The sequence below is a fragment of the Nocardia sp. NPDC059177 genome (assembly GCF_042755165.1).
Classification (GTDB): domain Bacteria; phylum Actinomycetota; class Actinomycetes; order Mycobacteriales; family Mycobacteriaceae; genus Nocardia.
The window spans coordinates 129,054-152,038 of the sequence record NZ_JBHZBX010000015.1; the positions used below are offsets into that span (position 1 = coordinate 129,054).

Annotated in this window: 13 protein-coding genes; 9 read left to right on the forward strand and 4 right to left on the reverse strand. The window is 69.8% G+C overall.

What is annotated here, in order from left to right; genetic code table 11:
* Positions 1–43: 43 nt before the first annotated feature.
* On the reverse strand, positions 44–2,344 hold the full coding sequence (locus tag ACFXK0_RS19925) for an IniB N-terminal domain-containing protein (protein WP_379411981.1): 2,301 nt from the start codon (positions 2,342–2,344) through the stop codon (positions 44–46).
* A 124-nt stretch (positions 2,345–2,468) separates the two neighbouring features.
* Positions 2,469–3,995, reverse strand: coding sequence for a dynamin family protein (locus tag ACFXK0_RS19930; protein WP_379411982.1), 1,527 nt, complete (start codon positions 3,993–3,995; stop codon positions 2,469–2,471).
* 459 nt (positions 3,996–4,454) lie between these two features.
* Here ACFXK0_RS19930 and ACFXK0_RS19935 point away from each other — a divergent pair, with 459 nt between their 5' ends.
* From ACFXK0_RS19935 to ACFXK0_RS19960, 6 genes are all read left to right on the forward strand, one after another.
* Positions 4,455–6,260, forward strand: coding sequence for an Hsp70 family protein (locus ACFXK0_RS19935; RefSeq protein ID WP_379411983.1), 1,806 nt, complete (start codon positions 4,455–4,457; stop codon positions 6,258–6,260).
* On the forward strand, positions 6,257–9,490 hold the full coding sequence (locus ACFXK0_RS19940) for a LuxR C-terminal-related transcriptional regulator (RefSeq protein ID WP_379411984.1): 3,234 nt from the start codon (positions 6,257–6,259) through the stop codon (positions 9,488–9,490). Before ACFXK0_RS19935 ends, ACFXK0_RS19940 begins: the two co-directional genes overlap by 4 nt.
* Positions 9,491–9,503: 13 nt before the next feature.
* A complete protein-coding gene (locus tag ACFXK0_RS19945) occupies positions 9,504–10,628 on the forward strand; it encodes a hypothetical protein (RefSeq protein WP_379411985.1) in 1,125 nt (374 codons plus the stop codon).
* A 107-nt stretch (positions 10,629–10,735) separates the two neighbouring features.
* Positions 10,736–12,082, forward strand: a complete 1,347-nt coding sequence (locus ACFXK0_RS19950) for a S1 family peptidase (protein WP_379411986.1) — start codon at positions 10,736–10,738, stop codon at positions 12,080–12,082.
* Positions 12,083–12,173: 91 nt separating this feature from the next.
* Positions 12,174–13,499: a S1 family peptidase gene (locus tag ACFXK0_RS19955; RefSeq protein WP_379411987.1), complete on the forward strand. Its 1,326-nt coding sequence runs from the start codon at positions 12,174–12,176 to the stop codon at positions 13,497–13,499.
* Positions 13,500–13,585: 86 nt separating this feature from the next.
* Positions 13,586–14,419, forward strand: a complete 834-nt coding sequence (locus tag ACFXK0_RS19960) for an NRDE family protein (protein WP_379411988.1) — start codon at positions 13,586–13,588, stop codon at positions 14,417–14,419.
* 60 nt (positions 14,420–14,479) lie between these two features.
* Here the strand turns inward: ACFXK0_RS19960 and ACFXK0_RS19965 are convergent, their stop codons facing one another.
* Positions 14,480–15,175, reverse strand: a complete 696-nt coding sequence (locus ACFXK0_RS19965) for a hypothetical protein (protein WP_379411989.1) — start codon at positions 15,173–15,175, stop codon at positions 14,480–14,482.
* 504 nt (positions 15,176–15,679) lie between these two features.
* Between ACFXK0_RS19965 and ACFXK0_RS19970 the strand changes: the two genes are divergently transcribed.
* Positions 15,680–19,144, forward strand: coding sequence for a (Fe-S)-binding protein (locus tag ACFXK0_RS19970; protein ID WP_379411990.1), 3,465 nt, complete (start codon positions 15,680–15,682; stop codon positions 19,142–19,144).
* Positions 19,145–19,338: 194 nt separating this feature from the next.
* Here ACFXK0_RS19970 and ACFXK0_RS19975 read toward each other — a convergent pair whose 3' ends face one another.
* A complete protein-coding gene (locus ACFXK0_RS19975; RefSeq protein WP_379411991.1) occupies positions 19,339–19,863 on the reverse strand; it encodes a YdcF family protein in 525 nt (174 codons plus the stop codon).
* A 177-nt stretch (positions 19,864–20,040) separates the two neighbouring features.
* Here ACFXK0_RS19975 and ACFXK0_RS19980 point away from each other — a divergent pair, with 177 nt between their 5' ends.
* Together ACFXK0_RS19980 and ACFXK0_RS19985 are read left to right on the forward strand one after the other, a co-directional pair.
* A complete protein-coding gene (locus ACFXK0_RS19980; RefSeq protein WP_379411992.1) occupies positions 20,041–21,363 on the forward strand; it encodes a UDP-glucose dehydrogenase family protein in 1,323 nt (440 codons plus the stop codon).
* Positions 21,364–21,449: 86 nt separating this feature from the next.
* Positions 21,450–22,805, forward strand: coding sequence for an Hsp70 family protein (locus ACFXK0_RS19985; protein ID WP_379411993.1), 1,356 nt, complete (start codon positions 21,450–21,452; stop codon positions 22,803–22,805).
* Positions 22,806–22,985: the final 180 nt, after the last annotated feature.

Below are 22,985 nucleotides of genomic sequence, written 5' to 3' on the forward strand. Positions count from 1 at the left end.
CGCCGTGACGGTGTCGTCGAGCACCGACAGCAATGTGTCCATCTCAGTGGAACAGGTCAGCGGCGACATGCTGGTCGGCCGCGACGGTCGACTCGACGAACAGGCCGGCGTCGGCGTCGAGCGGCGAATCGTGCAGGGCGGGCCCGAAGGTGCTGTCCACGTCCACATTCGACCAGGTGCTCGTGGAGGTCCCGAGGCCGGAAGCGACGCCCATGGTGTCGGCCACCCCCGCCGTTGCCTGTGCGCCGCTGGCAGCCACGGTCTCACCGCCGAATGCGCCGGACAGTTCCGGAGCCGACCAAATCCCGGCCCCCGAGTCGAACGCACCATCAGCGCTGCCGCCGAACGTGGTGTCCAAGCCGGTGCCGACCGAACCACCCGCCGCTGTATCCACACCTGTCCCCAGCGAACCGCCGATTGCAGCACCTGTGCCGACCGAGCTACCCAGCGTGGTGTCCAAACCCGTGCCGACCGAACCACCCAGCGTGGTGTCCAAGCCGGTGCCAATCGAACCACCGAGCGCCGTGTTCACACCGGCCCCCAGCGAAGCACCTACGGCGGCACCGGACAGCGCACCATCCACACCGGTTCCGGCCGAACCACCCAGGGCGGAACCGAGGCCGGTGCCGGCAGAACTGGCGAGCGCGGTGTATGCACCCGTGCCGGTGTCTACTGCGCCGGTGAGGCTGGACGACAGGTTCGTGCTGCTGGAGAGTGCTGTGCTCAAGGAGGTTTCGAGGCCGGTTCCGGCGGAGGTGGTGAGTCCGGTGGCGATCTGGGCGCCCAGGTCTGGTCCCAGGTGGGCGGCGCCGGTGAGGTCGGTGCCTGTCTGGGCGAGAGCGTCGAGTCCGAGTTGTGTGGTCGAGGTGGCCGCGCCGGTCAGTGAATTCGCTGCCTCGGCGCCCACATTCGCGGCCGCAGAGGCACCCGCTCGAGCCGCGCCGGACAGCGAGGTTTCCAAGCCCGTGGCGAGACCACCGGTCAACGAAGTACCCAGGCCCACACCTGCTTCCGTGGCCGAAGCCACCGACGCATCGATCCCCGCTGCCATGTCCGCACCGATCCCGGTCGACGCATCGAACGCTCCGGCGAGGTTGGTGTCGAGGGCACCGCCCAGGGTGGTGCCGAGACCTGCCGTACCGCCTGAAGCCCCACCGAGGTCGGCCACAGCGCCGATTCCCGCCGCAGCGTCGAGTCCTGCCGTTGCGTCGATCACGGTTCCGAGGTCGGCGGCGGTATCAGTGACGTCCGAAATGTTCAGGCCAACAGCGCTATTCACTGCGGTGTCGATCGCCGAGTCGATTGTTCCCGAGAACCCGGCTGTGCTGTCCAGCGCGGTTCCGACGTCAACGGCACCGGCGAGCTCGGTGCCGAGGCCGGTTGCACCGTCGATCACACCCGAAACACCGGTGCCGACAGCACCATTCAGCGCGGCACCCAGGTCGGTGACAGCGCCGATGCCTGCGGTGCCGTCGATCGCTCCCGCGAGGGTTGTGTCGACCGCTCCGCTCAGGTCCGCACCGAGGTTTGTTGTCGCCGAGAGGTCAGTGGTGAGGCCGGCGCCCGAGCCCGCCGTGGTGCCCGACACCGCGCCGCCGAGGGCGGCTCCGAGGCCGGTGGTGGTGGCCAGCGCGGTATCCAGCGTCGCGCCGATATCGGCGGCGGCATCGAGGGCGGTGGTGACAGTGGTCCCGAGACCTGCGGCGATGCCGCCGGTTACCTCGGAGGCAGTTGCGAGGGTGGCGCCGAGACCGGCGGCCAGGTCGGTGGCGGCTCCAGCGGCCGTGTCCAGGGTGGTGCCGAGGTCGAGGTCGGTGTCAGTGAGCAGGTCGGTGTCGACACCCAGGTCGATGTCGGCCCCGAGATCACCGATGGCACCCAGGTCGATACCGAGGCCCGAGTCCGCCCCGGCTCCGAGGTCGGCTCCCAGATCTGCGCCGAGATCGGCTCCGACGCCCGCACCCGCACCGAGATCGGTGCCGAGGCCCAGATCTGCACCGAGGTCGAGATCAGTTCCCAGGCCCGCACCCGCGCCGAGGCCGAGATCCGCACCGAGGTTCGCGTCTGCGTTCAGGTCGGTGTCGGTGTGCGGGGCGGTTTCGGCGGTGGCGGTGGTGGCTGCGGTTGCGGTGGTGGTGGCGCCGGCGGCGATGATGGGGGTCAGGGGGGTGGTGTCGAGGTTGTGGGATTGGCAGATGGTGGGGGCCAGGGCGGCGATTTCGGCGGGGGTGACAGGCAAGTCCGCGTGGCAGAGGACCTGAACGGGGGCCTGGCAGTATTCGGCGGCGGCCTGGGGGTCGCGCAGCAGGTTCAGGATGAACTCGAGGATCGCGGTGGGGGTCATTCGGGGATCAGCTCCTCCGGATCGGGGCGCCGGGGCGCCGGATCCGTACTCGTCTGTCGGGGATGCTTTTCACGCGTGGCCATGCGAGTGTTCGAAAAGCTTGTCCCGTTCGGCATAACTTTCGTTACGGACGAATCTCCGGTAGCTGAGTGAGTGCGCCTTCGGCGCTGCGGACCGCGGTCAGGCACGCGGCGGCGGTCGCCTGATCGATCAGGGGATGACGGGAACGAGTGCGCCACCGCCGTGCGGCATCGGTGGCGTGCGCGCGCAAGGTGGCGGGATCGGTGCCCGCGGGCAGACCGAGCCGCACGTGCACGGCGACACCCGCGCCGCCGATCAGCCGGAACAGTTCGGCGAGATCCTCAGGCGGAAGCGGTAATTCGTCGGTGCGCAGGCGGCCGAGCAGACGCAGCTCGGCGAAACCGTGCACATCGGCGAGCAGGGTTCGCACGCGCGGGAGCAATTCGTCGGCACGGGTGCCGGGATGCGCGGTGAGCACGCGGTCGAGGGTGGTGAGGGCGGAGTGGGCCTTGAGCTGATCGGCGCGCTGACCGAACTGCACGTCGAGGACGGTGCGCAATTCGTCGATGCCGCTGCGGGCGGCGAGTTCGGCGGCCAGCGCGGCCGCGTCGCCGACACCGGTACGGACCAGTTCGGTGGCCATGCGTACGCCGAACATGCCGAACCGGTCCAGCAGCTGGGCGCGCATCGGCGGCGGCACCGGCAGGTCGAGGTCGGGCCGAGCGAAACGGTCGGCCGAGAGCAGTGCCAGTTCGAGGGCGTCGGCGGGCAGGGCGGCCAGCGCGGCGAAGGCGGTGAACTCGGGCTGGGTGAGGGTGGCCGCGGCGAAGGCGAGCAGCCCCGCGACGGGAATGACCGCCTGGCACAACCCGGTTCGCTCCAGTTCGGTGGCGAACCTGGCCGCCACCTGACGCGCCGAATGCAGCGCGTCGAGGCGGCCCGCGCTGATCTCGTCGGCGCGCGAAACCACCCCGACCACCCCGAGCGGGCCCGCCGGACCACCGGCACCGAGCTGTTCCAGGAAGTGCAGATCGGCGGCGTCGAGGCGGCGCAGCAGGTAGACGACCGCATCGGCGCCGGGCACCCGGGTCGGGTCGGCGTCGGAGTCGGCGGGGGTGAGCAGGCGCATGGTGCGCTCGGAGACCTCGCGGGACAGCGACGAGGTGCCTGGGGTGTCGATGATGGTGGTGCGGGCCAGGGTGGGGGTCGGCCAGCGCACTTCCAGGTGGTCGACGGTGCGCTGACCGGCCGGATTCCAGCGCAGGTCGTCGAGCTCGAAGGTGAGTCCGTGGGCGCCCGCGCCGCGCCGGACGACGACATTGGCGCTGGCACCGTCGGCGGCGAAGGCGGTGACCGTGGGGGTCGCGCCGGTGCGGTACCAGGTGACGACGCGGGTGCATTCGGTCGCGTCGGTCGGGGCGATGCTCTGGCCGGCCAGCGCGTTGAGCAGGGTCGACTTGCCCGCCTTGATGGACCCGGCCAGCGCGACCCGCAACGGCTGACGCAACCGCTCGTCGCACTCGGCGAGCAGTGCCATGGCGGCCGGGTCGCCGCCGAGTTCGCGCGCGGCGCTCGCCACCAGCTGCTGTGCCTCGGCGAGGCTGCCGGGGATGACGTGCGCTGTGTTCACCCGGACACCCTATCGACGGACGGGAAATTCTTGCCGGTCGTCCGGGCGGCGTAACAGCAGTCGGGCAGCAACCGACTATCGGGATAGCGCTCTCGATGGTGTCCGCTGCTCACGCATCCGCAAGAGGTTTCTATGACTGACCGTCTTCCGCTCGGCATCACTGTCGGCGCATCGCGTTCGGTGGCCGTCGCGACGGCGGCTGACGGTGGTGCGCCGGTGGCTGTCATCCAGCGACCCACCGCCGTGGAAACGGCGTCGGGGCAGGTGATCGAGGGGTTCCTGGCCCGGGTCGGCGATCCGGTGCGGATGCTGGCCGACGACGGGTCGAGCCATGCCGCCGCCGACCTCGTCGCCGCCGCCACGACCCGGCTGATCACCGAGATCACCGCCGAGACCGGCGCGGGCACGGTGACCGTCGCGTGCCATCCGGGTTGGTGGCCTGCGGCGAATGTGGCGGCGGTGCGCGCGGCGCTCGACGCCGAGGTGGAGCTCGTCGCGGAGCCGCTGGCGGTCGTGCGGCGCTACGAAATCGAACGCGGACTGCTCGACGACGGCGCGCTCGTGGTCTACGACCTCGGCGCGAGCGGGCTGACCGTTTCGGTCGTCCGGACCGGCGAACAGGCCGGGCTGCTCGGTACGCCGGCGCGCAGCGACGCGATCTCCGGAGCCGAATTCGATTTGCTGACAATGCGCTACGTGCTGTCCCACGCGCTCGGCGACCGCGAGTTCGACCCCTTCGATCCGGCGGTCGAAGCGGAGCTGGCGCTGCTGCGCGAGCGCTGCCGGGTCGCGAAGGAAGAGCTTTCGCTCGACACCGCGACGGCGGTGCCTGCTGGGGCACTCGGTGGGCCGGTGCGGATTGTGCGCGGTGAGCTCGAGGAACTGGTGCGCCAGGATGTGCGGGATTCGCTCGAACTGGTCCGGACGGCGGTGCGCCAGGCCGGGATCGAGTTCGGCGATGTGCGGGCGGTGCTGTTGACCGGTGGTGGCGGCGCGATTCCGCTTGTCGCCGAGCTGCTTTCGGCCGAATTCGGGCTGCCGGTGGTGACCTGCGCTGATCCGGCGACGGCGAGTGCGGCGGGGGCGGCGGAGCTGGCTGCTGATCTGCTCGCGGCCGAGTCGCCGGCGCAGGTGGCGGTCGGGGCCATGGCCTATTCGGACTACCACCCCGAGGAGGGTGTGCGGCTGTTCGATGGGTCTCCGTTGGCGGGTGTGGTGACCGGTGAGTCCGGCGTCGTCACAGGGTCTGCTGGGACGAGCGTGCGGGACAGCGAAACAGCTACGCCACGTGGTGATTATCCGACGATCGGCACGTCTGATGACGAGCGCTCCCTGGCCGTAAGCCCCCTCTCTGAGAGTGGCCCGGCGGTCGGCATCGGCGCCTCCGGCGTGGGCGCGGCGGCACGCATATACGGTCGGCCGGGTAACGGTGCGGGCCGTGCCGGGCTGCGCAGTGGCCTTCTATCGGTTGGCGGGTCGGCGGAAAAGGACCCGGCTGTCAGCCTGTTCGCCGCGAATCGCATCGGCGAAGCTTCGCTTCCCGAGGTCGATGACCGGCGATCGCCGAAGCTGGTGAGCAGGAAGCGGTTGGCCGTCGTCGCGGCGGCGGTGGCTGCGTTCGGGGCGCTGACGGCCGGAACTCTTGCTGTCGCACCGCAATTCACTACACCTTCGTCGACGGCTGCCGAGGCGACGACGAGTACCGGCGCGCCGGCGCGGAACGTGGTGACGCCGATTGCCGCGGTCGACGCGAACGGGAACCAGGTCGTCGGCACACCGACGCTCGACGCCTCGGGCAATCCGGTTCCCGGCGCACCGTTGCTGGACACGACCGGGCAGCCGATTCCCGGCACTGTCACGCCGGGCACGACACAGTCCGCCGCGCCGGGCACCACGCAGAACGCGACGCAGCCCACCGCGACCGACGTTTCCGGTGGTGCGCAAGGTGGTTCGCCGCAGGGCGAGACACCGCAGACTGAGGCAGGCGCGCCGCAGTCCCCGCCGGCCCAGGAGCAGCCGCCGAACGGCGCACCGGCGCCGGAGAACACTCCCCAGCCGCAGCAACCCTCCCCCGCCCCGGTCGAATCACCCTCTCCCACAACACCACCCACCACCACCAAGCCTTCCCCTGCCCCACCGCAACCCCAGTACCCCAACCTCGGCCAGATCCCCGGCAAGATCATCGACGGTGCGGGCGAAGTCGTCGACGGTACCGTCGATGGCGTCACCGAGCTGCCCGGGGAGCTGCTCGGGGGCGGCAATTGAGTTCGACAGTGCTCGACACCATGCCGAACGCTCGCGAGGTCATGCGGGCTGTCGATGCCGCGCCACAGAAACCGGTGGTGCTGTTGCTGACCGGACGGTCCGGGACCGGCAAGTCGGTGCTGCTCGACGCGGCCAGGCAGCGGCTGCGCAGCCGCAGGGTGCGGGTGCTCGGGGACGTGCCGACGCCGCAGGACAACGGGGCGATGCTCGTCATCGACGACCTGCATACGATGGATCCCGCGCAACTCGATGCACTGAATGCCGAGATCGCCTCGGGCACACGATCATTGCTTCTCGCCACGCAGCCGCGCCCGCAGCAGCCCGCGTTGCGCGCGCTGTGTGCGACCGTCGCGCGGCACGGCCGCACCGTCGAGCTGCGCGCGCTGGGCAGCAGTGACATCAGTTCGGTCGCCCGCGAACTCGGTGTCAGCGTGCCGCGCCCGATCATCAACCACATCCACACTCAGACCGCGGGTATCCACGGTGGCGTGGTCGCCGGGTTGCTGGCGGCGGGGACGGCGCGGCTCGATCAGAGCATCGCGGCGGTCGACGACGCGCTCGCGGTCTGGGCGAGATCGCAACTGTCCGGCGCGGATCCGGCGCTGCTCGACACGCTCGTCGTCGCCGCGACCGGCACCGGGCTCGACGCGGGCGAGCTGGCCGAGGTGCTCGATATCGAGCCGGCCCTCGCCCAGGATCTGCTGGCCCGCGCCCGGACGAGCGCGCTGGTCACCGACGCGGATCTGCTACTGACAGCGGCGGTTCCGCAGCTGCGGGTGCTGCTGGGCGAACGGCGCTATGTCGCCGTGCAGCGCAGGCTTCTCGATGCCCGGCTCGCGGCCGGGCTGCTGCGTGACCACACCGGGCTGCTGCTGGCCGAGTCGGGTGTCCGCGATCAGCGGCTCGCCGAATTCCTGTGCCGCGCAGCCGAACACCACCGCCTGGAGGCGGCCCGCTACTACGCCGCCGCGGTCGCCGCGGGTGCCGATCCTCGCCAGGTCGCCCTTCCCTGGGCCGACGCCGCCGCCGGAGCGGGCGACGACGACACCGCCCTGCGCCTGGCCGAACCGATCCTCGACCGCCCCGACGCCGAACCCGCCGACCTGTCCACCGCCGTCCGGATCTGCGCCAATGTCCTCACCCGCCGCGGCCTGATCCAGCGCGCGGCCGCCCTCTACCGCTGGCTCGGCGCCCACCGCGTCGGCCCCGACTGGGCCACCGCCACCACAATCCTCGCCCTCGCCGGCGACACCGCGACCGCCACCGACATGGCCGCCGACGCCGACCGCTGGCCCCCCACCCCCGCCGCGACCGGCCAGCGCCTGATCGCCCAGGCCCTCCTGTCCTCCCTCGACCCCCACGCCGCCCACCCCGACCTGCTCCAAGCAATCCACACCGACAGCCACACGCCCGGCCCATGCGACCCGGTGACGATCGCAGTCCTGCTGAGCCTGAGCGCAGGCGACCCCGCCCGCGCCACCGACGCCCTCCGCGCCACCGCAACCAACCACCATCAGCCCACCGCGCCCCCAACCCCAGGCCACAACCGACCACACCCCGACACCACCACCTGGCCACCCCCGACCGGCCGACTGCACCCGCCACACCCCGGCACGGCCGACCAACCAATCCCCACCCACGGACGAAATTGGTCAGGACACACCCCGCCCGACCAGACAGCCGCCACCCACAGACGGAATTCGCTGGGACCCCGCACCGCCGACCAACCAACCCCTCGCGACCGACTGCACATGTCGCAGCCCGACCCCACCAGCCAGCGGGTGACGACCGAACGTCTACAGCCCTCGCGATGGGACACCATCGGCCAGCCGATCACCAGCGACGCGCTACACCCGCGTCAGCCCCACACCACCAACCAGCCCGTCACCAGCAACGCGCTACACCCGCGGCAACCTGACACCGGCCAGCCAGGCACCGGCGACGGGTCACATCAGCAGCAGCCCGACACCAACGCACCGATCACCACTGACCAACCGGTCCCTGCCAACCGCCCCCATCCATCACGGCCCCACATCACCGGCCAGCCGATCATCGGCGGCGCGCCACATCCGCGGCAACCCGACACCACCAACCAGCCCGTCACCAGCGACGCGCTACACCCGCGGCAACCTGACACCACCGGCCAACCAACCACCGGCGACAGGTCACATCCCAAGCAGCCCGACACCACCGACCAGCCGCCCCTCGGCGTCGACGAGCCTCACCTCACCGCGCACCCGTTCACCGCCAGGATCACCCTCGCCGACGCCGCGCAGTATCCGATCCTGGCCGCATGGATCGCACTGTGCACCGGTGACGAATCGCTGGCCGCCGACATCCTCACGACCGTCGACCTCACCACCCTCACCACCCGCGATCGGCTACTCGCCCACGCGCTGGCGGTGGGGCTGGCTCGGCGGGGTGGTGATCTTCCGGCTCTCCGTGGTGCATGGAGCACGGCTGTTCTGGCGTTCGGTAAGGCCGACCTGGACCTGCTGAGTCTGCTGCCGGTCGGTGAGCTCTGGCTGGCGGGGATCGAAGTGGGCGACCTCGCGCGGGTGCAGCCGCTGGTCGACGCCGCGGCGGCGGTGGTGGGCGCGGTCGGGAACGCGACGGTCTGGACCGATGTCTTCCATTGGTTCGGGGTGCGGGGCGCGCTCGCCGAGGAGGCGCCGCAGCGGCTGCTGCCGCACGCGCACGCGTTGAAGCACGCCGCCGCCGACGGGGATCCGCACGCCGCGGTGCTCGCCGACGCGGGGCGGACCTGGTTGCTCGTGCGGCGCGGTGAGGTCGATCCGGACGCGGTGCGGGCGGCCGTGCGCGCGCTGGCCGCCGCCGGGCATGCCTTCGACGGCGCGTGTCTGGCCAGTGATGCTGCCCGCAGCGTCGATGATCCGGCGGGCGCGGAGGCGATGCGCGAACTGGCCGGGTCGGTGCGCCTGCCCGCTCGCCCGGATCAGGCCGTGACCAGCCCGGATACTCCTCGGATCGATCCGCGGCCGCTGGTCGCGGCGGCCGCGCTCAGTGACCGGGAGCGCGAGGTTGCCGAGCTGGTGCTGCTCGGTTTGACCTATCGGGAGATCGGCGCACGGCTGTACATTTCCGCCAAGACCGTGGAGCATCACGTCGCGCGGATCCGACGCCGGATAGGCGCGCGATCCCGATCGGAATTATTGTCAATACTCCGCGCGATGGGACACGGTTCACTGCTGGTGACCGGCCCGGGGTAGGGAGGTAAACCGGATGGCCACTGGGGTGGGCCTGCGCATCGCCGATGACGAATGCGTCGCCGCGGTGGTCACCGAGGACGGTCCGCCGGTCTATGTCGTCCGCGAGCCGGTGCTGCACATGTCCGACGACGGTGACGCGGCGCTCGGCGGCCCACCGCCGTCCGGGCACGCGCACTCGATCAGCGGATTCGTGCGCGCGATCGGCGATCCCGCCGGCGTCGATGTCGACGGCGGCGAGGCCTACCGCGCCGAGGACCTGCTGGCCACGGCCATGTTCTGTCTGATCGACCAGACCACCGAACATCTCAGCGGCCCGGCCGAGTTCTACGCGACGCATCCGGCGCAGTGGTCGCCGGAGGTCGTGCGCGGGGTGCGCGAGGCGCTCGACTATCTGGGCCTGAAGTCGGTGGCGCTGCTGGGCGAGGACGAGCTGCCACCGCCCGCCGACGGCGTCGCCCATGGCCGCTCGTTCGTGACATCTTCGGCCGAAGCCGCCCTGGTCGCGGTGCTCGCGACACCGGCAGGCGCCACCCCGCCCGATCCGATCGTCACCGAGAACTCCCTGGTCGTCACCGATGTGATGCCCGCGCTGCAGAGGCCCGCCGCGGCCGCGCAGGCGTATTCGGCGGCACTGCCGGTGTCCGCGCTGCCGACGAAAGCGCTGCCGCTGGAAACTCCCGCCGCCCCCGCGGAGGCGCCACCCGCACCACCGGCCCGCAACCGCACACCCCTGCTGATCGCCGCCGCCGCGCTGATCGGGCTGCTGCTGGGCGGCATCGCCGTCTCGGTGCTGCTGCGCGGCGCCGAGCCGACCCCGGCGCCGCCGATCTCCGACGCCCGCCCGGAATCGGTCACCCCGCAGCCGACGCCCGCGCCGGTGCCGCCACCGATAGTGGTCGAGACGACCACGCCGCCACCGGCGCCCGTCACCTCCGAACCGGAACCCGAACCGGAGCCGACGACGACCACCGATCCGCCGCCACCGCCCTCCACCACCGAGTCACCGTCGTCGACCACCACTCCGCCCTCGACCACGCCCAACCGCAGCACCACCCGCCCGCTGCTGCCCTTCGAGGACTACCCCGGAGGCAATCTGCCCTCACCGCTGCGCATCCCGGGCTACGACTACGACCGGTAGGCGGACGTTGTCGCGCCTGTGTCGCGGTCGTGGCCTAGAGTGATGCGGCGACCGACATCACTGCCGCCGGCAGTGTTGGAGGTCACTCGTGCCGACGAAGGGATTTCATGCGCAAGTTGGTGGCGCGTCGCGCCGCGGTCAAGGCAGCCTCCGCCGGTTTCGCCGCGACTGTTCTCCTGGCACCACTGTTCGGCTCCGGTCTCGCCTCGGCGGAACCCGATGCGCCCCTTCAGCTTCCGGCGGACGCGTTACCCGCGGCGATGGTGACGGCACTGTCGCGCGATCTGGGCATGACCCCGACCGAGTACCTCGACCGGGCCGCCCGCGCGCAGCAGCTGCGCCAGTACGCGGCCGATTTCCGTGCCGAGAACCCCGATACCTTCGCCGGCGCCTGGCTGACCCCCGAGGGCAAGGCCGTCGTCGCGGTCACCAACGCCGAAACCGGCAAGCTCGCCGCGGCCGACGGCTACCAGACCCAGCTCGCGCCGATCTCGGCCAACGGCCTCGAGGGCGCGCTGGTGCAGCTCAGCCAATGGATCGCGAGCCTGCCGCGCGAGATCTCCGAACCGATCAGCTCGGTCGCGATCGACACGCTCAACAGCCAGCTCGTGCTCAATATCGCCAACACCCCGACCGGCCACCTGCTCAACCTGCCGACGCTGATCGCCACCATCAAGGTGGTGCTCTCCCCCGGCGGCGGCGGTCCGGTGGAGTACCGGCCGATGGGCGGCGACACCTACATCACCGCCACCAAGGACCTGCACGACACCACGCTGCGCGGCGTCGACGTGTGCTCGTTCGGGTTCAACGCCACCGACGACGCGGGCAGCGCCCTGAACATCTCGGCGGGCCACTGCAACCCGAACATCGACAACGGTGGCAGCGCGCCGGTCTACGTGCCCAACGTGCGCGATATCCCGAACAGCCCCGAGGTCGGCAGCTTCGCCCACTCCGTGCTCGGCGGGCCCGCCTCGCTGGACTACTCGGTGATCCGGCTCAACGAGCGAGCGGTCAACGCGGGCATGGACCTGCCGCGGGTGCGCGGCGCGGAGGGCACCACGCTCACCATCACCGGCACCGCGGAACCGGTGACCGGCGCGCCCGTCTGCAAGACCGGCCAATCCTCGACCTTCACCTGCGGTTTCGTCTCCGCCGATCATGTGGAGACCCAGCTGTTCACCGCCGAGGGCGTCAGCAAGACCATCCGCGGCTTCGCCAACAGCGCCTGCACCCTGGGCGGCGACAGCGGCGGCGCGATCGTCACCGGCACCCTCGCCCTCGGCATCACCAGCGGTTCCAACGCCGCCGACGCGCCCAACTGCGCCGAGGCCAACACCCAGCTCGCCCCCTACGGCGGCACCGCCTCGCTCGGCATCCCGATCCGGCCGATCCTGGCCGACGCGGCGGGCGCGATCAGCGGAATCACGGTGCGCACCAACCCGAACGCGGGCTGAGACCGCCCCGAATCGCCGACCGGACCGGGTGAGCGAAATCTCTTACCCGGTCCGAGTAGGCATAACCCGCTCGAGCCCATATAGTTCGATCATGCTCCTGCCACGTATGGGTCGCACCTCGTCCGCGCGCAGCTCGAAAAGAGCTCGCAAATCGGTGATCGCCGCGTCTGCGGCGATTCTGCTGTTCGGCCCCACGATGGCAGTCGCCGACGCGCAGCCCGCCCCCGCGGGCGACCTGCCCGCCCAGCTGATCGAGGCGGTCACCCGCGACCTGAAGATCTCCCCCGAGGAGTACCTGCGCCGCGCCGACCTGGCCCAGCAGGTCGCCGCGTTCTCCACCACAGCGCAGCGCCAGTTCCCGCAGGTCTTCGGCGGTTCCTGGCTGAGCGACCAGGGCAACGCCGTCATCGCGCTGTCGCAGGGTCCCGGCGCCGACGAGGCCCGCGCCGCCGCCGAGTCGGCCGGTTTCGAGGTCCGCAATGTCGCCAAGAGCGCGTCCACGCTGCGCGGCGAGAAGACCGCGTTCGAGAACTGGCTGGACGCAGCGCCGCCGGAGGTCGCCAACCTGGTGCGCGGCGTCGTCATCGACACCGTCAACAACGCCATCGCGGTGCGCGTGGAGCAGGCCGGGCTGCCGCTGCCGAGCTTCATCGACCCCGCGCGCGTGGTCGTCACCGCGCCGCCGGTGGCAGGCGAGCGCATCGACCTGACCGCCACCCCCGTCGCCGGTGACAGCACCGGCGCACTGGCCGGCGGCGACGCCTACGCCTCGGTGGTCGGCCGCAGCTCGCTGCGCTGCTCGCTGGGCTTCAACGGCACCGACCGCGCGGGCAATGTCATCAATATCTCGGCGGGCCACTGCAACCCCGAGATCGAGTCGGCGGGCACCGATACGGCCGCCGCCGTCTACGAGATCAACGGCGACCACGCGGGCGCCCAGCTGGGCACCTTCCAGAAGTCGGTGCTCGGCGAGCAGGACTACTCGATCATCGAGGTCAACGACAACGCGCGCGCCCGCTTCGAGAACAACCTGGTGCGGGTGCCGGGCAACGCCCCGATCGCCGTCGAGGGCGTGGCTGTCCCGGTGGTCGGCGCGCCGGTCTGCAAGTCGGGTGCGCGCACCGGCTTCAGCTGCGGCATCATCAACGGCATCGACCAGACCGTGCAGGTCGGCGACCGCCAGCTCACCCAGAGCTTCTCCGCCAATATCTGCGCCCTGCCCGGCGATTCGGGTGGCGCGATCGTGACCGGTCGCCTGGCGCTCGGCATCTCCAGCGCGTCGTCGGTCGCCGACTTCCCGATCTGCGAGATCCCGAACATCATCGGCGCCATCACCGGTGACGTGCCGCAGCTGTTCGCGCAGCCGCTCAGCGTCGTCCTCTCGGACAACCCGGGTCTGTCGGTCCGCACCAACTGATCGCGGTTCCGCCCAGGCAAGAGCAGCTCGGAAGGGCCGGTAGCGTCGCTACCGGCCCTTCTGCGCGTCTGCGGCAAGCTGGTGGCATGTGTTTGGTTCTGCTCGCCTGGCGAGCGCACCCGGAGTACCGGCTGATCGTCGCCGCGAACCGGGACGAGTTCTACACCCGCGCCACCGAAGCGCTGCGGCCGTGGCCCGACGCTCTGCTGGCCGGGGTCGATCTCGGCGCGGACAAGCCGGGTACCTGGCTCGGTTTCCGCCCGGCCGACGCCCGGTTCGCCGCGGTCACCAATGTCCGCGATCCCCGCGACGTGGTGCCGAACGCGCGGTCACGCGGCGCGCTGCTGATGGACTACCTGCGCGGCGCGCGGTCGCCACACGAATACCAGACCGCGATCACCCCCGCCGACTACCTCGGCTACAACCTGCTCACCGGCGACGCGGACGCGCTGTGGTGGCAGTCCAATCGCAGCGGGGTCGCGCCCGCCGCGCTCGTGCCCGGGCTGCACGGGTTGTCCAACGGCGCGCATCTGGTGTCGGCGCCCGGCGAAGTTGTGCACAGCGGTCCCCAGGAGTTCACCGTCGCCGGGACGGGCGCGCCGCCGGTGTGGCCGAAGGTCGCCGAGGGGCTGGCCGGGCTGGGCGAGATCATCGCGACCACACCGGATTCCGTCGACGACTACTTCGCGCTGCTGGCCGATCGCACCGAGGCCGCCGAGGAGCTGCTGCCGCGCACCGGGATCGCGCCGGAGTTCGAGAAGGCCGTCTCGGCGCGGTTCGTCGCCCACGATCTGCACGGCACGCGGGCGAGCACGGTGCTGCTGGTGCGGGCAGATGGGCACTACGTCATGGCCGAGCGGACGTTCGGTCCGTACGGGGCCGTTCAGGGGGCACAAACGATGTCGGGGAACGTGGGGTAGGAACGCCGAAGGCCCCGCTCCCAAGGGGAGCGGGGCCTTCGCGGGAAATGCTGTTGGGGCTCAGTTCGCCGGCGCGGGCGCCGGGGTGGCGACAGCCTTCGGCTTCTCGGCCCACACGCTGGTGCCCTCGGGCGCCTGCAGGACGTTGAGCAGCTCGATGCCAGCGGCGATCATGGTCGGACCACCGATGGCGATCATCCCCAGGATGCCACCGACAGCGGCACCCAGCGGCAGACCCGCCAGGCAGCCGACACCGAACAGCGGAATACCGAAGGCGCAGCCGACGACCGCGCCGATGGCGGTACCGACGAAGGTGCCGATGGCGGTACCGATGCTGAACTTGCTGGAGAAGTCGTTGATCGCCTTCTGGTTCTCCTGCGCGGAGGCGATCGGGTCGGCCTTGAGGACCGGCTTCACGCCGACCGGGTCGGCGCCCAGCTCCAGCCCTTCGGGCCGCGTCGGGGTCAGCTCGAGGACGGTGCTGTCCTTGACGAGCTCGGCCTTGGTCGGGATCTCGGTGCCGTTGACGGTGAAGTCGATCGGCAGCGAGACGACGACCGCGCCCGTGGTGTCCTTGATCTCGGCGACCTTGGTCTTGGGAGCCTCGGGGGTCTCACCAGCTTCCTCGACGATCGAGAAGGTGCCGTTCTGCAGGGTGGCGACGACGGTCTTGTCGACCAGCTTCACCGAGTATTTGATGTCCTGAGCCGGCGCGGGGGCAGGCTCAGCGTGCGCGGTCCCCAGCGACACGGTCATAGCACCGATAACCAGTGCGGCTGCCGCAGTGGTCCTACGGAAGTTCATTCGAGTTCCAATCCATCAGGTGTGGTGCGGGCGTGCGATCCGCGACACGCGAGACTCGTCAAGCGGCGACATCTATGAGATGTCCCCTACTTCTCCCCGAGCAGTGTGAAGACCGGCACAGCAGACAGAACAGCCGCAGCTTAATGGAACGAAACCCCTGAGACCAGAAGGAATCTCAGTCGAGTTAGTAAGCCTGACCTTAGCTCCGCCGCAGATCACGTGCGGTTTACGGTGTTAACCAGCAGACGTGGGAACCTTGGGGCAAATATTTATGTGATATTGCTCACAGGCAAATCCCAGGTCAAGCCCCAGTAAACAAGGTCAGAGCGCAAATGCCGATCCTACGGTGGACACCGGTAGTTACTGGCCGGTAACTTAGCGCCGGTTACGATACGAGCCAACTGGGCGAGCTCTCTCGCCCACGACCTCGTGTTGCCTCTAAAGAAAGGTCGCGACATGAATGCCCTGACAGTGACGCTGGGCACGATTGGAGCGCTGCTCAGCCTCCTGTGTTGGGTGTCGTTCCTGGGCGGCGCCCGCAATATCGTGCGGACCATCATGGTCGGCCAGTCCGCGCCGGACCGGTGGCGGCCGTTCCTGCCCCGCTTCAAGCAGATGATGGTGGAGTTCCTCGCGCACACGCGCATGAACAAGTTCCGCACCGTCGGCTGGGCGCACTGGCTCGTCATGATCGGCTTCCTGGCCGGCGCGCAGTTCTGGTTCATGGCCTACGGGCAGACCTTCAAGCCCACCTGGTCGTGGCCGTTCATCGGTGACACCTGGTGGTTCCACCTCGGCGACGAGATCCTCGGCGTCGGCACCGTCGTCGGTATCGCGACGCTGATGATCATCCGCCAGCTCAACCACCCCCGGCTGCCCGCGCGGATCTCGCGCTTCAGCGGCTCGAAGTTCGGCCCGGCGTACTTCGTCGAGTGGGTCGTACTCACCGAGGGCATCGGCATGGTGCTGGTGAAGGCCGGCGTGCTGTCGCTGACCGGGCACTCCGCCTGGACCGACCCGGTCACCGGGCAGATCGCCAAGATCATCCCGGCCAACGTCGCGCTGATCTCGTTCTTCGCCTTCATCAAGCTGATGTCGGGCATGGTCTGGCTGTACGTGGTCGGCCGCAACATCACCTGGGGTGTGGCCTGGCACCGCTTCTCGGCCTTCCCGAACATCTACTTCAAGCGCGAGGACAACGGCGGCGTCGCCCTCGGCGCGGCCAAGCCGATGATCTCCAACGGCAAAGTCCTGGACATGGAGAACGTCGACCCCGACACCGACACCCTGGGTGCGGGCAAGCTCGAGGACTTCTCCTGGAAGGGCGTTCTCGACTTCACCACCTGCACCGAGTGCGGTCGCTGCCAGTCGCAGTGCCCCGCCTGGAACACCGGTAAGCCGCTCTCGCCGAAGCTGCTCATCATGTCGCTGCGCGACCACGGCTACGCCAAGGCGCCGTACCTGCTGGCCGGTGGCCGCAAGGACATGGGCGGCGACGAGATCGGTCTGGTCGACGCCGACGGCAAGCCGGACGAGGCCAAGCTGGCCAAGATCTCCGAGGCTGCGCGGGCCGAGGCCGAGCGTCCGTTGATCGGTGGCGAGGACGTCAACGGTGTCATCGATCCCGAAGTCCTGTGGAGCTGCACCAGCTGTGGTGCGTGTGTCGAGCAGTGCCCGGTCGATATCGAGCACGTCGACCACATCATCGATATGCGCCGCTACCAGGTGTTGATCGAGTCGGAGTTCCCGTCGGAGCTGGCCGGGTTGTTCAAGAACCTGGAGAACAAGGGCAACCCGTGGGGTCAGAACTCCAAGGATCGGCTCAACTGGATCAAGGAAGTCGATTTCGACATCCCGGTCTTCGGGCAGGACGCGGACAGTTTCGACGGCTACGAGTACCTGTTCTGGGTCGGTTGCGCCGGCGCGTATGAGGACCGCGCGAAGAAGACCACCAAGGCCGTCGCCGAGTTGCTGGCTACCGCGGGCACCAAGTTCATGGTGCTGGGTGCGGAGGAAACCTGCACCGGTGACTCGGCGCGGCGTGCGGGTAACGAGTTCTTGTTCCAGCAGTTGGCGATGCAGAACATCGAGGTCATCAACTCGGTGTTCGAAGGTGTCGAACAGTCCCGCAAGAAGATCGTTGTCACGTGTGCGCATTGTTTCAACGCGCTCAACAACGAGTACCCGCAGGTCGGGGGCACCTACGAGGTGGTGCACCACACGCAGTTGCTGAATCGTCTGGTGCGGCAGCGCAAGCTGGTGCCGGTGGCGTCGGTGTCGCAGAACATCACCTACCACGATCCGTGTTATCTGGGTCGGCACAACAAGATCTACAACGCGCCGCGTGAGCTGATGGAGGCTTCGGGGTCGACGTTGGTGGAGATGCCGCGCCACGGTGAGCGGTCGATGTGTTGTGGTGCCGGTGGTGCCCGGATGTGGATGGAAGAACAGCTCGGTAAGCGGATCAATGTCGATCGGGTCGATGAGGCGTTGTCGACGAATCCGACGAAGATCGCGACGGGTTGCCCGTTCTGCCGGGTGATGTTGACCGATGGTGTGACCGCGCGTCAGGAACAGGGCCTGGGCGAGGGTGTCGAGGTTGTCGATGTCGCGCAGTTGATGCTGGACTCGATCACGCGCGTGGATGCGGCGGAGTTGTCGGCGAATCTGGTTGTTGTCCAGGAGCCGAAGACCGAACCCGAACCGGAGCCGGTGGTCGAGCCGGAACCGGTCGCCGAGGCTGTCGAGGCCGCGCCGAAGGCTGCTCCTGCGGGTGGTGGTCTGGGGATGAAGGGTGCCGCGAAGGCGCCTGGTGGTGGTCTGGGTATGAAGGGTGCTGCCAAGGCGCCGGGTGCGAAGGCACCTGCTGCCGAAGCCGCTCCTCCTGCTCCGGCCAAGGGTCTGGGGATGAAGGGTGCCGCGAAGGCGCCTGGTGGTGGTCTGGGTATGAAGGGTGCTGCCAAGGCGCCGGGTGCGAAGGCATCTGCTGCCGAAGCGGCCCCGGCTGCCGAAGCTGCTCCGGCCAAGGGTCTCGGGATGAAGGGTGGCGCGAAGGCCCCCGGTGGTGGTCTCGGGATGAAGGGTGGTGCGAAGGCTCCGGGTGCGAAGGCTCCGGGCGCGGCCGCGTCGGCTGCTGAGGCTGCTCCGGCGGCCGAGACCGCCGCTCCGGCCGCTCCTGCGGTCAAGGGTCTGGGCATGAAGGGTGGTGCCAAGGCACCCGGTGGTGGACTCGGGATGAAGGGCGGTGCGAAGGCCCCCGGTGCCAAGCCCGCCGCCGCATCCGCGCCTGCCGGTGCATCCGCTGAAGCGGCGCCGGCCGCGGAAGCACCGGCGGCTGCTGCGCCGGAGGCGACCGAGACCAAGCCGACGGTCGCTGCCAAGGGTCTGGCGATGAAGTCCGGGTTCAAGCGCCCCGGCCCGAAGGCCCCCGGCGCTGCCGCAGCGACTTCGACTGCGGCCGGGACTCCGGCAGCGGCCGCGACTCCGGGAGCGGCCGAGACTGCGGAAGCGACTGCGGCTGCGGAAGCGACTGCTGAGGCCCCGGCGGCTTCGGCGGCCGAAGCATCCACCGCTGCTCCGGCCGCTGATGCTCCGGCCCAGGTCTCGGCTCCCACCGAGACCAAGCCGACCGTCGCCGCCAAGGGTCTGGCCATGAAGTCCGGCTTCAAGCGCCCCGCCCCGAAGGCACCCGGCGCCGCCGCGACTCCAGCTGCTGTCCCGGCAGCTCCGGCAGCGGCAGCTCCGGAGGCTCCCGCTGCCGCGGAAACCCCGGCCGAACCGGAAGCCGAACCGACCGCCCAGCCCAAGCCCGAGCCCACCAACGGCAACGGCAACGGCACTCCGCCGGTAGCCCCGCCGACCGCCAAGCCCGGCGGCCTCGGCTTCAAGTCCGGCACAAGGGCCCCCGGCCGCAAGAACTGAATACCCGAACACGGGACAGCGCCCCGGATTCTCCGAATCCGGGGCGCTGTCCCGTTCTCATTGCTTCGGACTCTGGCGACCAAGACCAAGGTGGCCAGCGTCAATGCGGCACTGCGCGAGGTCGCACACCGGCGAGCTGACACCGACCTGTCCTCGACGGACACCGTCACCAACCGACGAGCTGAGGCTGTCGGTCAGCAGTCGGCGAACCAGGCTTTGACGTAGCCGGCGGACTGGTACGCGTAGTCCCAGGCCCAGCGGGGTGGGGAGAGGTGGGGTTTCGGGTCGGTGAAGAGGAGTTCGCCGGGCCAGCATTTGCCGAGGATGTAGCGGGCGCGGGAGATGTGGGGGGTGAAGGTGACGACGATGACGCGGGTCCAGTCGCGGCCGAGGCGGGCCAGTTCGCGGCCCTCGCCGAGGGTGGTGCGGGGGCTGGGGTCGAAGCAGATGACCTCGAAGCTGTAGCCACCGTGGCAGATCCGGTTGACCATCGGACTGTGCTCGTAGGGGTTGGAGATCAGCACCCGGGGCGCGTAACCCTCGGCCGCCAAGCGCAGGCCGAGCTGTTCGCGACCGTCGTGGGCGCCGCCGAGGACCAGGATCGCGTCGGCGGGGGCGGGTGCGTCGGTACGCGGACGCACGTACACCGGCCGGAGCGCGACCGTAGCGATCAGCATCGCGACCAGCAATCCACCAGTGACCAGCAGCATCCGGCGCATCAGCGAATGCTAGCCAACCGGCGTATTCGTGCAATCCGTCCATCCACAGTCGGAATACTGACTGCGAGCGCGCCGATTGCACGAATACGCCAGTCGATTTTCCCTGTACACCAGATGTTGCGCCCGCTCTTGCCTGGCTGACGCGGCGTAGAAACGCACGCGGCTTACCACAGAGGTATGCGATGCACAGTCTTCGGAACGGGGTACCTGGGGGCCACGCACGCAGCGTGTATGGCCGAGCTGGGGCATGACGTGGTCGGGGTCGATGTCGATCCCGGCAAGGTGGCCAAGCTGGCCGATGGAGTGGTGCCGTTCTACGAGCCGGGTCTCGAGCAGGTGCTGCAACGCAACCTCGCCGCGGGCAGATTGCGCTTCACCACCGACTACACCGACGCGGCCGCCCACGCCGACGTGCACTTTCTCGGCGTCGGCACCCCGCAGAAGAAGGGCGAGTACGGCGCCGACCTGAAATACGTGCACGCCGTGGTGGATACGCTCGCCCCGATGCTGGAACGCCCGGCGATGATCGTCGGCAAGTCGACGGTGCCGGTGGGAACTGCTGCGGCCCTTGGTATTCGGGCCAGGGAGCAGGCGCGCGTCGAGGTCGAGGTCGCCTGGAATCCGGAGTTCCTGCGCGAGGGTTTCGCCGTGCAGGACACCCTGCGGCCGGATCGCCTGGTGCTCGGCCTGGACCGTACTCGCGAGCGCGCCGGCTGGGTGGAACAGCAGATCCGCGAGCTCTACGCCGACCTGATCGCCGCCGAGATCCCCTTCCTGCGCACCGATCTGGCCACCGCCGAATTGGTGAAGGTCTCCGCGAACGCCTTTCTGGCGACCAAGATCTCGTTCATCAACGCCGTCTCGGAGGTGTGTGAGGCCACCGGCGCGGACGTGACCATGCTGGCCGACGCCCTCGGCTACGACGCGCGCATCGGCCGCCGGTTCCTCAATGCCGGACTGGGATTCGGTGGCGGCTGCCTGCCCAAGGACATCCGCGCGTTCATGGCCCGCTCGGGTGAGCTCGGTGCCGATCACGCTGTCGCGTTCTTACGCGAGGTCGACAACATCAATATGCGCCGCCGCACCAAGGTCGTCGACATGGCCGCGCGCGCCTGCGGTGGTTCGCTGCTCGGCGCGAATGTGGCGGTGCTCGGCGCCGCGTTCAAGCCGGAGTCCGACGACGTGCGCGACTCGCCCGCGCTGAATGTGGCGGGCATGATCCAGCTGCACGGCGCGGTGGTCACCGTGTACGACCCCAAGGCCGTGGAGAATTCGCGCCGGGTGTTCCCGACCCTGAACTACGCCACCTCGGTGGCCGAGGCCTGCGATCGTGCCGACGTGGTCCTGGTGCTGACCGAATGGAACGAGTTCACCGCTTTGACACCGGCCGACCTGGACCCGGTGGTACGTTCCCGTTCGATCATCGACGGTCGTAACTGCTTGGACCGCGGCACCTGGCGCGAGGCCGGGTGGGTGTACGCCGGACTCGGTACCCCGTAGAGTGGCGATCCAAGCGGGGGCTGCCGGACGTACGGTCTGAGTGCAGGCTCCGCATGTCGTGCAGTAGGGAACGAGATGGGCAGCTGATGAGTTCGGTTCTGGGAGTATCGGTGGGGGCCGGCACGGTGCGCCTCGCGCGCCCTCAGCACGGCGGACCGCACGGCTTCGTCCCGCCCTACACGTTCGAGGTGCAGACCCTCGCGATGCCCGAGCAGCGCGCCGAGGAGGCAGCCGCCGACGCGATCGCCGCCATGCTGGCCGCCGCGCCCGAGGTCGGCGCCACCACCATCACCTTCCGCAGCGACCCGCAGGCCAGGGCGATCCGCGCCGCGATGGCGCGCCGTCAGCTCACCAACTACCAGCTCGTGCCCGAAGCCGTTGCCGCCGTGCACTTCGCGCACGCGACGACCGATATGCGCGAAGTGTCCACGCTGGCCGTCTACGACCTGGGCAGTTCCGGGCTGACGGTGAGCGTGGTCAATGCCAGGACCAGCGACGTCTACCAGTGCGAGCGGATCAGCGACATCAGCGGCGACTATCTGGATTCGCTGGTCCGCGAACAGCAGATCGCCTCGGGCCGGATCGCGCATCCGGCCGATCCGGCGGGTCTGGCCGCGCTGGACGCGCTGTGCCGGGCCGCCAAGGAGCAGTTGTCCAACAGCAACGCGGTGGCGATGCCGAGTGAGCAGGGCCTGGTGCTGCTCACGCAGGAGAATTTCGAAGCGCTGATGATGCTGGCGATCGAGTCGTCGGCGCGGATGACCCGCGATGCGATCATCCGCTCGCAGCATCCGGTGCAGGCCGTCCTGGTGCTCGGCGGTGGCGCCCGGATCCCGTTGATCGCGCGGGTACTCGAGCGCACGATCGGGGTTCCGGTGATCGTGCCCGCCGAGCCCGAGACGGCGCTGGCCCGCGGCGCCGCACTGCTGGCCCGGCCCGCGCAGGTCCCGCAGGCGCCGGCCGCGCCGACGATCCTGCCACTCGACGACGAGGCCGACGTGACGCCCGCCTGGCTGACCGCGCCCGCGCGCCGTCGCCCGCTCGCCGCCCTGACCAGCCGCAGCGGCCAGAATCGCCGCGAGGTGAGTGCCGCCGCGCTGACGGTGAGTTCGCTGGTGGTGGTCGCCGGGATCGGCCTCGGCCTCGGCTACGGCCCCGAAGTCCTCGAGCGCGGCAATTCGACCGACGGCTCGCAGGCCGTGCCCGCCACGACTTCACCACGCCCGACCCAGGCCGCCCCGACCTCCGCCGCACCGACCTCCGAGGCCGTGCACGCGACGGTGGCCGCCCCGCCGGTCCGTCAACTCGACAACGAACCGACCACCTCCGCGCCGCCGAGCCAGGGCCCGAACACCTTCACTGTGGTGCCGGGCCTGCCGCCCGTGGTCCTGCCGACACTGCCACCGGTCGTACTCCCCGGCTTCCCACCCGCAGGCCAGTAGGCCCGCGGGCCATCAACCACCCCGGCCGGTCACCCACAGGCCGGCTACCCCAGACCAGTCACCCACAGGCCGGCTACCCCAGACCAGTCACCCACAGGCCGGCTACCCCAGACCAGTCACCCACAGGCCGGCTACCCCAGACCAGTCACCCACAGGCCGGCTACCCCAGACCAGTCACCC

Coding starts and splice junctions, on each gene's coding strand:
- ACFXK0_RS19970 (WP_379411990.1), top strand. CDS start 15,680: ATGAATGCCCTGACAGTGACGCTGGGCACGATTGGAGCGCTGCTCAGC.
- ACFXK0_RS19955 (WP_379411987.1), top strand. CDS start 12,174: ATGCTCCTGCCACGTATGGGTCGCACCTCGTCCGCGCGCAGCTCGAAA.
- ACFXK0_RS19945 (WP_379411985.1), top strand. CDS start 9,504: ATGGCCACTGGGGTGGGCCTGCGCATCGCCGATGACGAATGCGTCGCC.
- ACFXK0_RS19960 (WP_379411988.1), top strand. CDS start 13,586: ATGTGTTTGGTTCTGCTCGCCTGGCGAGCGCACCCGGAGTACCGGCTG.
- ACFXK0_RS19965 (WP_379411989.1), bottom strand. CDS start 15,175: ATGACCGTGTCGCTGGGGACCGCGCACGCTGAGCCTGCCCCCGCGCCG.
- ACFXK0_RS19985 (WP_379411993.1), top strand. CDS start 21,450: ATGAGTTCGGTTCTGGGAGTATCGGTGGGGGCCGGCACGGTGCGCCTC.
- ACFXK0_RS19950 (WP_379411986.1), top strand. CDS start 10,736: ATGCGCAAGTTGGTGGCGCGTCGCGCCGCGGTCAAGGCAGCCTCCGCC.
- ACFXK0_RS19975 (WP_379411991.1), bottom strand. CDS start 19,863: ATGCGCCGGATGCTGCTGGTCACTGGTGGATTGCTGGTCGCGATGCTG.
- ACFXK0_RS19925 (WP_379411981.1), bottom strand. CDS start 2,344: ATGACCCCCACCGCGATCCTCGAGTTCATCCTGAACCTGCTGCGCGAC.
- ACFXK0_RS19980 (WP_379411992.1), top strand. CDS start 20,041: ATGCGATGCACAGTCTTCGGAACGGGGTACCTGGGGGCCACGCACGCA.